Source organism: Rhodopirellula sp. P2 (assembly GCF_028768465.1).
Lineage (GTDB): Bacteria > Planctomycetota > Planctomycetia > Pirellulales > Pirellulaceae > Rhodopirellula.
Map to the genome: position 1 here is coordinate 4,238,825 of NZ_CP118225.1, position 14,854 is coordinate 4,253,678.

General features: G+C 55.9%; 10 protein-coding genes and 1 pseudogene. 4 read left to right on the plus strand and 7 right to left on the minus strand.

The features are described from left to right. Positions 1-387 precede the first annotated feature (387 nt). Entirely contained in the window at positions 388-2,397 is a 2,010-nt protein-coding gene (locus PSR62_RS14920) for an alkaline phosphatase D family protein (protein WP_274403796.1), read from the plus strand. Between the two features lie 120 nt (positions 2,398-2,517). Here PSR62_RS14920 and PSR62_RS14925 read toward each other — a convergent pair whose 3' ends face one another. Beyond that, a complete protein-coding gene (locus PSR62_RS14925) occupies positions 2,518-2,979 on the minus strand; it encodes a hypothetical protein (RefSeq protein ID WP_274403797.1) in 462 nt (153 codons plus the stop codon). A gap of 269 nt (positions 2,980-3,248) precedes the next feature. Here PSR62_RS14925 and PSR62_RS14930 point away from each other — a divergent pair, with 269 nt between their 5' ends. Beyond that, entirely contained in the window at positions 3,249-4,094 is an 846-nt protein-coding gene (locus tag PSR62_RS14930; RefSeq protein WP_274403798.1) for a PA4780 family RIO1-like protein kinase, read from the plus strand. Between the two features lie 155 nt (positions 4,095-4,249). On the opposite strand, the gene PSR62_RS14935 is transcribed toward PSR62_RS14930, so the two are convergent. From PSR62_RS14935 to PSR62_RS14960, 6 genes and pseudogenes are all read right to left on the minus strand, one after another. After that, positions 4,250-5,095: a glycerophosphodiester phosphodiesterase gene (locus PSR62_RS14935; protein WP_274403799.1), complete on the minus strand. Its 846-nt coding sequence runs from the start codon at positions 5,093-5,095 to the stop codon at positions 4,250-4,252. 1,916 nt (positions 5,096-7,011) lie between these two features. After that, positions 7,012-7,257: pseudogene (locus PSR62_RS14940) on the minus strand (tyrosine-type recombinase/integrase); the annotation flags it as partial. 571 nt (positions 7,258-7,828) lie between these two features. After that, the gene (locus PSR62_RS14945; RefSeq protein WP_338020201.1) at positions 7,829-8,785 is read right to left on the minus strand and encodes an ISAzo13 family transposase; all 957 of its coding nucleotides are present in this window, start codon (positions 8,783-8,785) and stop codon (positions 7,829-7,831) included. Next, positions 8,752-9,045 (minus strand): hypothetical protein, encoded by a 294-nt coding sequence (locus PSR62_RS14950; protein ID WP_008671553.1) that lies wholly within the window; start codon positions 9,043-9,045, stop codon positions 8,752-8,754. The genes PSR62_RS14945 and PSR62_RS14950 overlap by 34 nt, the downstream gene beginning before the upstream one ends. A 1,549-nt stretch (positions 9,046-10,594) precedes the next feature. Continuing rightward, complete coding sequence (locus PSR62_RS14955; RefSeq protein WP_274403800.1) at positions 10,595-11,743, minus strand: IS91 family transposase; 1,149 nt, start codon at positions 11,741-11,743, stop codon at positions 10,595-10,597. A gap of 14 nt (positions 11,744-11,757) precedes the next feature. Further along, a complete protein-coding gene (locus PSR62_RS14960; RefSeq protein ID WP_338020202.1) occupies positions 11,758-12,798 on the minus strand; it encodes a tyrosine-type recombinase/integrase in 1,041 nt (346 codons plus the stop codon). Positions 12,799-12,948: 150 nt separating this feature from the next. On the opposite strand from PSR62_RS14960, the gene PSR62_RS14965 reads away from it, so the two are divergent. Both PSR62_RS14965 and PSR62_RS14970 read left to right on the plus strand, forming a co-directional pair. Continuing rightward, entirely contained in the window at positions 12,949-13,380 is a 432-nt protein-coding gene (locus PSR62_RS14965; protein ID WP_274403802.1) for an SMI1/KNR4 family protein, read from the plus strand. A 118-nt stretch (positions 13,381-13,498) separates the two neighbouring features. Continuing rightward, positions 13,499-14,221, plus strand: a complete 723-nt coding sequence (locus PSR62_RS14970; RefSeq protein ID WP_274403803.1) for an alpha/beta hydrolase — start codon at positions 13,499-13,501, stop codon at positions 14,219-14,221. Positions 14,222-14,854: the final 633 nt, after the last annotated feature.

Genomic DNA, 14,854 nt, shown 5'->3' on the forward strand with positions numbered 1-14,854 from the left:
TTTGGTTTTCAATCCAAGGTCATTCTGCCAAAAAACGCACCTCCAAATTGCGTGAGTGAAGCGTGAGTCACGCGAATTGGTTTTTCGCTCGGACGCTTCGGGTTTCCATTCGCACGCGACTCAAACCGATGTTCGCACGTGTGGCTATGTAGCTTCCGGGCTCAGTTCTCCTTGCTGCAGAAGCCCATCCCAACCAATGGACGCATGGTGGCTCCTGTGTCAACATTTCGCTTGTCGAAGCGGACCGTTCCAAAAGTTCGCCCTCAAAACTTGGGTCGATCGATAGCCTTGGTGATTGCCTGTGCAACGATGCGAAGCGTCTTGAAGGCAAGCCGCGTTCGACCGGCTCCAAATTCTCCCTCCTAAAACCCCCCGTCTCTCACCGTCATGAACCTCTCAAAACTTCATCCATTCTTATTACTCGGCTCGTTTTGGCTGGTCACGTTCGCGAACTGCGATGCGGCGAAAGCCAACGACGTCGTCGGTCCGCTGGTCGGAGCGGTCGAGAGCACTTCTGCCCATCTGCTGTATCGGGCGGCTGAGTCCGAACAGTCGTTGCAGTTGTCGGTTGTCTTGGATGGGGAGGTGATCCAGGAAGTCAGCGCCGTCGGACGGAAGGAAGATGACTTCGTGGCCAAGTTTCAAGTCGCGAGTCTCCAACCAGACACCCTGTACCACTACCAAATTGTGAACGAAAAGACGGGGGAGACGTTGGTGGAAGCCGACGACCAGCATTCGTTTCGAACCGCCAATCTGGCTCGTCGTGGAGAGCGAGTTTCCGTTGGCTTCGTTTCCTGTGTCGACATTGAACCCAACGGCATTTGGAAAGAAATGCAGGGACTGGACCTCGACACCGTGTGCCTGATGGGCGACACCCCTTATATCGATAGCACTGATCTGAAGAAGGTGCGGGCCAGGCATCGCGAATTCCTGCAGATGCCCGACTTGGCTGCTCTATCGGCCAAGACATCCACCGTTGGCACTTGGGACGATCACGACTTTGGCCTCAACAACGGCAACGGTCACAATCTGATGGAAGGCAAAGTCGACACCCGCCGCGGGTTCGTGAACTATCGAGCTCATTCGCAGTTCGGCAATGGCCAGGAAGGCGTTTACCATCGTGTCGACTTAGGCATGATCGAAGTCTTCTTTCTCGATCCACGCTACTTTTCGCAAACGGAGCCCTCGCCTGTCGACCCAACTCAACCGACCTGCTTCGGGGCGGAGCAATGGGAATGGTTGCTAACCGGTTTGCGTGAGTCCAAGGCTCCCTTCAAAGTCCTCGCTCAAGGTGCGATTTGGGAGGACAAAAAGAACCGCGAAACAGATGACATGTTCACCTATTGGTATGAACGCGACGCGTTGTTCGATGTGATCGAGAGCGAGAGGATCGAAGGTGTTGTGCTGCTGGGAGGTGACATCCACGTTGCCCGGCATTTGATTCATCCTCAACGTGTCGGGTATGACCTGCATGACTTTGTGATTTCACCAGGACACGACCACACGATCACCACGTTGGACGTTTACCATCCGTCACTGGAATGGTCGTTGGTGGAAGGATGGCAGTTCCTCACCCTGACTGCGGATGGGACACAAGACGAACCCACTTTGACGGCTGAGTACCGTCAACCGGATGGCGTGGTGAACCGTCAAGTCAAAATCCCACTGGCATCGTTGAAGGCTGACGATTCATCCAAAGCGGACACTGAATTGAGAGCCCACTGGTCATTCGACGGTGACTTGAAGAACCAATCCGTTCTCGGACGCCGCATCGATGCGGTCGCCGTGAACGACGCCCAAGTGGTTGCCGAGGATGGAGTTTCTGGCGGTGCTTTGAAACTCGACCGTTCGCGGGAACAATTTGTGCGTGTTCCCCGCAGTTTTTTGGATGACAACTCGACCCACCACACCGTTTCACTTTGGTTCAAACCGACCAGCCTGCCAGCACACGGCACGTCTGAACGACACTTTCTCATCGAGAGCACAGCGGAAGGAACCGAGTCTGCAAAATCCGCTTGGCATTTGTCACTGGGGATGCGTTCGACGGAGGACGCCGATCAGGTGAACTTGCAGATGTACACGCACACGTTGCAGCCCGCCTCCGAAACCGGGGCCGCTCCGACTGCCAGGTCGCAGGGCGGTTTTGATACCTTCATTGATCGTGACGCTTTGCTTGATCGTTGGAATCACTTGGTGATGGTTTTCGATTCCAAATCGCTCTCGCTGATTCTGAACGACGCCCCGATCGCCAAACATCCCCTGCCAATTCCCGGTCCAGCGTCCGAGTTCGGCGGATTGGTGATCGGAGGGCATCGTGCAGGAACGGGCCGTAACTTCGACGGTTGGATGGATGAAGTCTCCATTTGGCAAGGCAAGATGCCGGCTGAAACCAAATGATCGAAAGGTTTCATGTTGGCGTTTGGATCAAGGATGCTACTTTTCTTCCGGCTTCTGTCTTTCTTCATCCGTACCAGGATGGAAGCTTGCCCAAACGAATCCTCGCGTTGCGTCTGTCTTCTACGCGGTGTGCAGGCTGACCAAGTACTGGCCGCCGGTGGAAGCGATCTCCGCACGCAACTTCAGCCCTGGTGAGAGGCGGGACAGCCGATCGATCAACCAGGCAGCGACGGAGTCCGCGTCGTCCTGCGAAGGACAGCGAGCCATCGCTTCACGGCCACCTTTTCGCTCCAGTCGCTCGGTGGCAGCGATGATCGGTGCCGGGTCCACGACAATCAAATGGTCGGGCCAGGGCACGACCGGATCGTTCCCGCCTTTGCCGGTGTTGCAGCTCTTGTGAGCCAATCGCTCGGGCGGCACGTTTCCCTTGTCCTGCTTTTTCTTCTTGGCTTTGGCCTTGGTGATCCGAGTGTCCACGCTGGCACCCCGAGGGTCATTCGGCGACATGTCCGGATCAACCGGTTCGTCGCACAGCCAGCATCGCCAGCCATCGGCCTCGCCCACATCACTGAGTTGTCCCATCGGTTCCCTTCAAAACGTAGCGAAACTCGTCAAGAGTTTCGGTCTGATCAAAAATACGAACATCTTCACAACATCCACCCGGCTTCAATTGTTGTCCCATGATAGCGGTTGCACAGCTGAATCCGGCCCTCCCGGGCTCATCAGGAGAAATTTGTGCCGACCAGGGAGGCTGTTCTGGGGTGGCGATGTTAGGATCAGGGACGCATTTTGCTCCCCTTTCGTCTCCTGCTTCCCAGCGGAAGCGACTTCGTTTCTGAATCGGCCGTCCTTTGAAAGTCCCCAAACGCATTCAACCTCTGATCGAAGACGGGCTCGTCGACCAAGTCTTGGGATCCCTGATGAGCGGCAAAGAGGCACAAGTGTTCCTGGTCCGTTGCGGTGACGAGGTTCGCTGCGCCAAGGTGTACAAGGACGTTGCCAAGCGAAGTTTCAAGAACGCGGTGCAGTACCAGGAAGGCCGGAAGATTCGAAACAGCCGTCGGCAGAGAGCGATCGACAAGCGTTCCAAGTTCGGTCGAGACCAACAGGAAGACGTTTGGCAACGAGCCGAAGTCGACGCCCTGATCAAACTCTTCCAGGCAGGCGTCCGCGTCCCCAAGTCCTACGGGTTCTTCGATGGCGTGTTGTTGATGGAATTGATCGGCGACGGGGAAGGCGGAGTGGCTCCGCGATTGAACGACATCACGATGTCAGCGGAACAAGCGGTCCGAGAACACGCCGTCATGATGACGTACGTGTTGCGGATGCTGTGTGCCGGATTGGTGCACGGGGATCTCTCCGAGTTCAACGTGCTGCAAGAGGAAAGCGGTCCGGTGATCATCGATTTTCCACAAGTCATCAACGCCTCGGGCAACAACAACGCCAAGACCATGTTGCAGCGAGATGTCCGAAATATCACGCAGTACTACGCCCAGTACGCACCCGAGTTAGCGGAAACGCATTACGCGGAAGAGATGTGGGAACTGCATGAGAAGAGCGAACTGGACCCCGACATCAAACTCACCGGTCGATTCAAGTTCTCCACCAAGTCCGCTGACGTCAACTCCGTCATCACAATGATCGACCTCGCCTACGAAGATGAACTCGACCGCCAAAACCGCTCGGAAAACGGCTGATCGATTGAGGGCATTGCTCTTGAGGGCATTGCTGCAGTGAGTCCGCACGAACACGCTTGTTCGGCTCATCGGCGGTGCGAATCAGAGGTGCTGTGCGACGAATATCGCAAGCGATTTCTGTGAAGTCCTCTGTCGGAAGTGCGAATCTGGGATGGCTACTGTTTCGGTGCCGTTGGCAGCAACTCTTTGGTTGTCTGAATCACGGTGGGGATGTCGGTGCACGCAACATCGAGGCCCAATCCAATGGCGAGGTAGTAATCCTCGACTCGGTGACCGGGCCAGCCGTTGACTTTGTAGCCTAGCTTTTGAGCCTTCTGCACCAGGTCGCGTGAGGTGCCGGTGATTCGGCAGGCGATGTGAGTGGCTTGCAGACGTTCGGCTCGTTCAATGAACTCTTCGGACAGCGGTTGGCTGGCGATGATCGCAATTGGCCAATCCGTATCGAGCTTTCGCATCTCCCCCAGGGGACGCTCGTCAAAGGATGTGAACAGGTAGTCCGAACCCGACGGTTTGAACTGCTTGGCCAACGCGTACAGCTTCTGGCAATACTCCGCGACCCGTGCGTCGGGGTACAAATCCTTGTTCTTGGTCTTCATCTCCAGTTCCAAGTACACGCCTGGCTTGTCCTGGAAGTACCGCAGGAAATCCTCAAGCAACAGAAACGATTGCCCCTTCTTGGTTCGCACGCTCTTCAGTTCAGACGCCAACTTCTCTTCAACGGGGCCGCTGGCATCATGAGTCCGGTCGAGGCTGTCGTCGTGCAACAGAACCAACACGCCATCCTGGGTCATGCGGATGTCCGTTTCGAAGCCGCGAATGCCTCGTTCGTAACAAGCCTGGAAACCTTCCATGGTGTTTTCTTCGTACTCATGGGCGCCGCCGCGATGAGCCAGGATCAACGGCAACTGATCCGTGTCATCGGCGTGACCGTTCCAACCCAACATCAGGCTGGCCAGCAGTTGACACAACAAAACACATCGGAACTGGGGCAGTTGATTCATCGGAAAGCGAAATCAGTCCAAGGGAAGGAGGTCAGGATGGCGGCCCTGAATCTAGCTTGGATGCAGACGCCCATTCAACCCGCGGTCGACGATGGGAGAAGCGTGAATCGCCGAATCGTCCGATGAAGTCTTGGTGAAGATCGTTGCCCCAGCCCCAGAAAGATTTCACTCTCCTAAGCACCTCGGCAGGAATGATCGGGTAAAACCTCACGTAGGCGAGTCTCTCTGAGACTCGCAAATGACAGCGTCTCGGAGAGACGCCGCTACGTGATCAAGCCCAATGACTCCCGCTCACGTGCTAAACTTGACGAGTCCAAACCGAACGGGTTGGAAAGCAACGCGTCCAACCAAAGAACAAATTCACCCTCCTGGCAGGAGGGTCGAGCGAAGCGAGGGGAGGTCGAACGCCAACACCCCAGACCATTGAAAAAGTGAAATTGACAATTGCAAATTGCAAAAGGACTTGCCACTCCCCTGTTCAACGCCGCCGCGCAGCAAGTCGGTCGCTCGTAGGCCAGGTCCCACCTGGCACTGGATCTTTGGAGACGTTCAAAAAACAAATGGTGGCTGGCATCTCGGTTTTCGCCCCGGATGGGGCCGTCGTGCTTAGCTCGGGGCGGAAGCCCCGAGAGACCGATGCCGAAAAACAAACGGTCGCCCCGGATGGGGCCGTCGTAGAAGTTGGGTGGCGTCCTTCGCTCACGCGCTTTGAAGTTGCGCTTTATCCGTCAATAGCCAACGGCCTTTTTCAACATAGCCAGGGGCATCGCCCTTGGATCAGTAAAGCACGGCCCCATTTTGGCCAACGGCCAAATTCAATTCAAAACGTGTGGGTTGATGTTGGCCATTGGCCAACCAATTTCCCTCCATCTCGATCCCTGGGGCGATGCCCCAGGCTACGATGACGAAGGCCGTTGGCCAACAATACAGATTGCAAAAGCGCAACTTCAAAACTCACGCGTCGCGTTGTGATGGACACTCTTGCCCGTCGGAGTTTTAGATGTCAGACAAGAGTGCCCAACCGACAACAAACTCGACGAGTCCAAACAGAACGTGTCGGCAAGCAAGCGTCCAGCAAAAGAACAAATTCACCCTCCTGGCAGGAGGGTCGAGCGAAGCGAGGGGAGGTCGAACGCCAACACCCCCGTCCATTGAAAACGTGAAATTGACAATTGCAAATTGCAAAAGGACTTGCCACTCCCCTGTTCAACGCCGCCGCGCAGCAAGTCGGTCGCTCGTAGGCCAGGTCCCACCTGGCACTGGATCTTTGGAGACGTTCAAAAAACAAATGGTGGCTGGCATCTCGGTTTTCGCCCCGGATGGGGCCGTCGTGCTTAGCTCGGGGCGGAAGCCCCGAGAGACCGATGCCGAAAAACAAACGGTCGCCCCGGATGGGGCCGTCGTAGAAGTTGGGTGGCGTCCTTCGCTCACGCGCTTTGAAGTTGCGCTTTATCCGTCAATAGCCAACGGCCTTTTTCAACATAGCCAGGGGCATCGCCCTTGGATCAGTAAAGCACGGCCCCATTTTGGCCAACGGCCAAATTCAATTCAAAACGTGTGGGTTGATGTTGGCCATTGGCCAACCAATTTCCCTCCATCTCGATCCCTGGGGCGATGCCCCAGGCTACGATGACGAAGGCCGTTGGCCAACAATACAGATTGCAAAAGCGCAACTTCAAAACTCACGCGTCGCGTTGTGATGGACACTCTTGCCCGTCGGAGTTTTAGATGTCAGACAAGAGTGCCCAACCGACAACAAACTCGACGAGTCCAAACGAAACGGGTCGGAAAGCGAGGCGTCCAGCCGAAGAACCAATTCACCCTCCTGGCAGGAGGGTCGATCGAAGCGAGGGGGGGGCAGACGCAAACACCCCCGTCCATTGAAAACGACACCGTGGTCATTGCAAACAGCCGTCTCACCCCGCCTCAGCCAAGTCCTCGTCCCGCATCAACCGATCCAACGGACTGACCACCTTCGCCTCATGCGGATTTCGCACGTGCGTGTAAATCTCCGTCGTCTTCACATCGCTGTGTCCCAGCAACTGCTGAATCTGGCGAATGTCCGTCCCCTGCCACAACAGATGCGTCGCAAAACAATGGCGAAACGTGTGGCTCGTCACATGCTTCAAAATCCCTGCCTGCTCCACCGCGCGTCGCAAGTGAGTTGGGAAGGTGACCGCAAGAAAGCAATCACATCATCGGCCGAAAACTTCCAATCCGGTTCCGTCTTCCGCCGGTGAAATTGGCAAAGCTTTTGGAACCATATCTTCGCCCAACGCTGCTTCTGTTCGGCACTCGCCGGTTTCGAAAACGTTCCCATCACAACTCAACTCCCGCACCTGAACCGTGTCAAACCAATTCGTGTCATCCAACCTGCCACCTCAGCAAGTCGCTCACCTCGTCGTTCTGCAACCCAAGTGGCTGTTAGCCTGAGAATCCTCCCTCCCAACCCGCCGCGTAAACAACAAGTCACGATGTTAGCGGTGTGGCGCAAGCCGCCCGGTGAGGAACCGGAGGGCTCGCGTCCTTCCGCTAAGCAGGAACGCAGGTGTCATCGGGTATGTGAGCCGTTTGGGCGTTAGCCCCGGTTGGACGTGGAAGCAACCACGCTTGCCAAGACATTTCAAATGCCGAAAGACTCCTGCCGACCTGTTTAGCGGTGTGGCGCAAGCCGCCCGGTGAGGAACCGGAGGGCTCGTGCCCTTCCGTTAAGCAACGCACGGTGAATAACTGTCATGTTCTGGGATTTGCGACATAGTTCCACTTTGGCAGAAGATCATCGTAGACGATTGTTAGGTTGTCTTTCATATCTTGGGTGGCAGTCCTTCCGGTTTCAAAGACGCGTTTGATGACAGCGACGGTCGTTCGCAGTCCAGTTCTCGTCTTCGCCCCGCGCATCAGCGACACGGCCGTGTCGAGACAATCAAACAGCATTCCACTGCACGCCCGTCCGATGTGCGGAAAGAAGCGGCGCTCGATCTGGTTGTACTTCGAACAGTACGGTGGATAGTGAGCAATGCGAATCGGCAAACCGATCGCATCACTCAGTCGCTCCAGGTCGTATTTGAAGATGTACTTGCTCGCTGAATTGCTGCCGCCCCCGTCACAAGTCAGCAGAATCGACGTCGCGTCCGGATAACGTCGGTGGCCGAACTTGTTCCAAAAACGCCTGAACGACTCACAGGCAAATTCGCTTGTGTCGCGGGACAGTCCCAGGTTGATATGCCCCAAATTGGCCTTCGGGTCAAAGATCCCGTGTGGGATCAAAGCGCCATCGGCCCAGGAAGGAAAGTCATGATCAAACGCTTCGAACGAACGGTTGCCGCGAACTCGCCCCTTACGATACAGAAGCCCCAAATGCTCCTTCGCTTTGGTGTCGATCGAGAACCAGGGCTCGCCGGCTGTTTCGTATTGCGAGACCAGTTCGGCGATGCGTTCAAACTGGCAGTCTCGGTCGGGATGTTCGCCGCCAGGGATGTCTTTGCGAATTTGCCGTCGACGGATTCCCGCGTCATCGAGCCACTGAGCGATCGCGTCTTTGCCCACGGGGGTTCCCATCTTCGCCAGACGCTCCGACAGATCCTGCGGCGACAAGTCGGTGTAAATGATGTCCTCTTCGTCGGGGTCTCCGGCGGTACGGAACTCGAGGCACTCGATCAGGTTGGCTTCTTCCGGCGTTTCGGAATCGATCTTTTTTTTCGACCGGCACCGGGCCGACGTACGCGTCCAGCCGCCGGGTCATCCTTCAGGTGATCAAGTTCCGCGATGCCCCGTTCAATCGTTCGGGTCGAAATCCTAAGCACACCGGCGATGTAAGTGATCCCGCCATGCCCACGCTGTGTCGCTTCGATGGCTGCAAATCGCCTGCGATCCTTCTCCGATAAAGTTCCTGCAAAATCACGCAAGCGTTGCTCGGTCTGTGAATCGGCTTCGCGTAAACTGATGGCCATCCGTGGCTCCGCCATGTGGGGATCGAATTGAACTCACAGCAGTCTATCAGATACGCCCAGTATCTCCGACACTAATTGATCGTGCGTTGCTAAGCAGGTACGCAGGTGTCATCGGGTATGTGAGCCGTTGGCGTTAGCCACGGTTTTCACGCGCAACCGGGGCGAACGCCCAAACGGCTCACATGGTTGTGCCCGATCATTCCAGCCGACCTGCTACGTCACTTGTTGTTCACGTGGTTCTAAGCAAGGCCTCCCAGCATCTCCTCCTCCTGCCGATCAAAAATGAGATTCTTCCAAAACGCTCCAACGCAACCAGAGGCAGCGCCTCCACGTCAGCCACCAAAACTGTCTCGCGTGCGTGAACAAACTAGGCGGGAAACTCGCGGAAACCACCGCTCAAAGCGTGCGTTTTTGTTCACCGGGTGCAAAAATGCTTGCAAGCCGGGTGCGGATCCCCAAGAATAAGACGGGAATTCCACTGGACACTTTCGCGAGTATCAAAGGATGCAGTCCTTTGGCTCAAGTCCTGCCGTCAAATTGACTGTTAAGATCAATCAGAGGACGCAACGTCCTGGAAGCGTCACGGTGAGAACAAGTCACCCACGTGGACGAAGTCCGCGCCGACTGACGAGAACAAGTGCTCGGAAGGCGACTTATTCCCACCGGCAAACCGTGTAGAATAAACCTCACCACTTATTCCCACCTGTCCAACAGGTGATAAACAAGTTATCCAACTGGAGTGGCACGTTGACGAATCCATACGAGTCCCCAGTATCTGATTCTCGCTCAGAACGAGACCGGAACTGGAACCGCGATCAATGTCCAGTGTGCCTGACAACACTCAGCCTCTGGAAGGTACTAAACACGATTCGATTTAGTTGTCCGACGTGTTCAACACGACTCACAATCACCCTCGGGCCTGGCTGGACGCGTTTGATCTTTCGCGTTTTTTGGCTGCTGCTTGTTTGCTATTGCTTTTGTGATCTCTACCTTCAGATCGAGCCCAAGTGGTACGCCAGTTTTCCATTCGTCCTCTTCGGCCCGTTGATACTTTTGTCCCTATTGCGTTTTGGTTACCTGCATCCTTGCCAGAGAAACTGGATTAGTTCTCGTCCACCAACTGTGTACAATTCCGGGCGTGAGGGATAACCAATAAGGATTTGACTTCGCGTGGATGCGGCGGTTGAGTCTCTTTCTCTTTCATGTTGCTTCGTTCGTCGCGGTTCAAAACGCGTCGCCTAGCCGAAGCTCAAGTCCTCTGTTCAAGATGCCCGGGGGTAAATGGCGAGGCGTTGATTGAGGATCTCTTGGGAATTGCTTCCCGGCTGCGTTCTCTAACGAAGAGGCAGGTTGGTTTTGAAGTAGGTGAATTGCTGATCGGCCGTTTGCTCTGTGCCTGTTCCGCTGGCGACGAGTTGGATGGAAGCGGATTGACGCTCATTGCCCGATTAATTTTGAGCTTGAGATTGCTGTCGCGACATACCTTCCTCCTTCGCCCTCCTGAAGACGTTCGAATTCGACCGGTCATTTCACTTCCCCGGTTCATGCGTTACCCACTGTCGTAGTAAGTCAGCCCATGCTCGGGACGGATGCCCTGCGACGACAACGATGTGTAGCTGACCTCAATCGCTCGCATGATCCCGCCGCACAGGCGACACTTCATCGGTGCGGTCAGTGGTTCAACCTGTGGCGCGTAGCCACTGCCCAGCCAGAAAGTCCAGCCAAGCATCAGCCACACCAACCACTTCACCTCCTCGACCTTCACCTTGCTGTTGCCGCTCATCCACCCGTAATGACGAATCTTCATGAAGTTCGTCGGCAACACGTGCTGCAAGAAGTCGCCCACGAACTCTTCGCCGGCAACCTCTTTGTTCTGAACCACGTTTCCCTTGCGACGAATTTGGTACGTCACCGTTTCTGAGTTGACATCGATGATCCGGCTGTCGTTGATCGCGACTCGATGAACGTACGGTGCCAGGTACTTCAGCGTTGGAACGCCGTGCCCGACCGCCTGGATGTCGACGACGAAGTCTTTCGTCCAAGTCTCGCGATCGACTTGGTCATACAGCCCAGCGGCACGAAGCTCATCGGCCAGCTTCGCTTTGTAGACGCGGATCAGCGTGCCGTGATGGAACAAGAAGTTCTCCGGTGTGCTCTGCCATGATTCGGCATTGCCTTGCTCATCCAGTTTCACTCCGCCGCCAGGAACGACATAGTGAACGTGCGGATGATAGACCGCCGGGTCACGGCCCCAGGTGTGCAGCACGCCGAAGAATCCAAGCTGGCATCCTTTCAGGCTCTTGGTTGCCGCGCCCACATCGCGAATGCTCTGACTGCTGGCATCGAACAAGCATCGGTAGCCGTCACGTTGGTGAACGCGCAGCACCAAGCCGATCTCCCGGGGCACCGTGAAAGTGACCAAGAAGTGATGAACCGGCATCAGCTTGGCAGACTGCGTTTCAATCCAAGCCTGCGTCTTCTCGTGACCGCAGTTTGGGCAGTGCCGATTGCCACACGAACGTCCGACCCAGTGATCGCTTCCGCAACCGCCGCACTGGTAGTGAACACCACCCAGTGCACCGGTGCGACAACGAGTGATCGCGCCAAGAACTTTATCTTCGGCGACCGAGATCGAATCGGCGTGTTGCTGCAGGTATGCCGGTGCGAATTGCCGAAGAGCCTCCGCAACCGTGGGCATTTGCCAGAGCGGGTTTACTCGCCGCTGCCTGGTAGCCTACCGAACAACTTTTCGATTTCTTCACGAGCGTTGGCCTCGGCCGTATCAGTCAAATGCAGGTACACCATCGTGGTCTGCAGCGACGAATGCCCCAAGTACTTTTGAATCACCTTCAGCCCCACGCCCGCTTCGAGCAAGTGCGTCGCATAGGAATGACGCAGCGTATGAATGCTGACCTTCTTGCCAAAGCGGAGGTTTTTCGTGATCTGCTTCATTGCTCCTTGAACGGCCGTTTCGCTCATCGGAGTCGTCGCTTGACTGACGCCGTCTTTGGCAAGGCTGTGGTTTCGGCCATCTGCCGGAAACAGCAGGCGTGGGTGCCGGTGACTTGCCCAGTAGCTTCGCAGAAGTCGAACGGTCGTCGTCGGCAGCGGGACATACCGGTCCTTGGCTCCCTTGCCACGATGGACATGGACCCAGCCTCGCTGGGCGTCGATGTCACTGACCTGCAAATGCAGCGCTTCATTGAGTCGCAGTCCCAGCGAATAGACGGTCCAGAAATAGACGAACATTCGCCGCGTGGTCGCCGAGCCGATCAGTTCATGAACCTGATCGATCGTCAGCACCTCCGGCAACGTGGTGATGTTTTGGAGCTTGAGCATCTTGATGATTTCCCAGTCACGCTTGCAGGTGTGCGTGAACAAGAATTTGATGCCTGAGAAGGCCACCCGGAGCGATCCATAAGCAAAGTTGCGTTCGTTTTTGAGGTGCAAGAAGAACTGCCGCACATGCTGCTCGGTCACCTGATCGGGACTGCAACCGGCGAAATCGGAGAGCTGCCTGACCGCTCGGATGTAGCCATCGTGAGTTCGCTTGGCCTTGCCGGTCAGGTGCAAGTCTTCGGAGAGTCTCAGGCGAAGACTTTCCGGGAAGTGAACTCCAGGTGCATTTTGCGGATTGTTTGAGCTAGAATTGGACATGTTGTGTTCCTTTTCAGGAGGAGTTGCTGAGCTGTTCCCAGCGAACAGCTCCTCCTGAAAGGTTGCTTCCAGCAATCCGCAACGCGTCCGTTCCACCATCAATTTGAAACCGCCGCGCTAGCGGCTTACTTGAACCATCCGATGCAACCGAGCGGCGAATTCGGGCGTTTTGAAGTGGACGATCAACCGTCGCCGCCGGCTGATCGGTAACGTTACCCGACTGAAACTGAACGAACTGTAAACCACATGGACATTGCTGACGCCATTGCTGTTTTGCTCGACTGCAATGAACCAGTGCCGAAACCTTTGCGGCTGCCGACCGAATCAGATGTCCGCGCTGTCGAAAGCGAACTTGGCGTCGGCTTGCATCCTGACTTTCGCCGGTTTCAACTGGAGGCAAGTAATGTTCGCTTCGGCATTCGAGAACCATTCGTTGCCCTACCGGATCTGATGCCCTACCTTAGCCTCGCCGCTAACGCAAAGGCGGCATGGGCTGCAGGCGTTCCTCGAAACTGCATCGCCTTCTGTGGCGACAATGGAAACTACTTCTTCCTCGACCCGGCCGGTTGTGTTGGGTACTATGACCACGACTCAGATTCACATTCGGCGTCAAAGCAAACGCTTGCTGATTGGATATTCGAAGATTGGATCAACGATCCAGCACTTTCCGACGATTGATCCAAGCGGCGGGTAACCATCGCGTGAACCGGAGCACGCGAGTCGACGTTTTTGAAGTTGAGAATCTTCCGCGCGTGCCCGGTTACGCGTGTCGTTACCCGACAGATTGGAACCTCGATTGCGATACTTAGCTCTTCTCCTGTTCTTAACGTCGCTTGGATGCTCAGAGCCTGTCGTCTCTCGCAGCGATGTGCTTGATAATACGTCGGGTTCAACCGCAGTAAACGAATCTGACCCACCATGGGGTGGTCTGAAGATTCAGTCCTCAGGAATATCACTCGACGACGCCGATCAAATCGTCGTACTGCTTCATGGCTACGGCGCTACCGATGCTGATCTCACGCCACTTGCGGAATACATTGGCGGTGACAAGCGTGCATTCGTCTTTCCCGCCGCACCCATCCCTGTTGACGGTGGAGGACTCGCATGGGCGACAACCGAGCAGGAACTCGAAACCGCTCATGCTCGTCTCGCATCTCTGGTGCGTTTCGCTAGCCGGACATACCCCGATGCGGAGATAGCGGTCGGTGGATTCTCGCAGGGGGCAACTGTATCAAGTATGCTCCTGTCGGACGCAAGTCTCCCAATTCGTCACCTTATCCTCTACTCACCCGCACTTGCGATCGACGCGGAATCACTTGGCCCCGCACGCAATATCCAGGTTCTGCTTGCGCACGGCCGAGGCGACCAAGTGCTGCCGTTTGATGACGCTAAGCGGTTGCATGAAATGCTTGAACGCAAGGGAGTTGTGACTAACTGGCACCCGTTCAACGACGGACATACAATCACAACCGAAGTGCTGGACGCCACGAGAGACCAGCTATCGCAAGAGGGCGGGTAACCATCGCAATCGGGATAGGGGCCCGGTTGCCCGGGACCCCTCCCACACCACCTAGCATGCGGGACCGCACTAGGCGGTTGAGCACGAGTTTCAAATCAACGCGTCGCCGCGATGACCCAAGCCATTAGACCGACAGCTTCGCCGCTAAGAGATTGCCATACGGCAACGGCTCCTTCGTGAGATGATGTCGATACGTGCTTGCTCATTCCCTTCAGGCCTTCGCGTCGCCGTTGGATTCGGCGGATCGCTACTATGCCTTCTGCTGACTTCTCTTTGCACGGGCATACGTTGCCGCATTCCGCCCCGCCTTTCGGGCAAGCCCTACTCACGGGTACGCATCGAGATCTCCCCAAATAAGGGACGTCCTTGATCGCTCAAGAACACGTGATCTGTCCCCGCCCAAGTGCTTGATCTACCTCCGCTCTTTCTTCCGGTTCGGCTTCTTGGTCAGCAGCCCAATCGCCTGGAGTCGTCGGCCTCGTATCAAGTTTCTGTTCGTCACCTGGCGGGTCTTGGCGAGAAGATGTCCAGCGACGATTCTTTGCTGGCTTACCGATCATCTTCGCAGGCTTCCTCCCCACGGTTCGTCACCTCCCCGCAGTTGCCCTCGCCTCGTACTGTTCTTTACGAGCT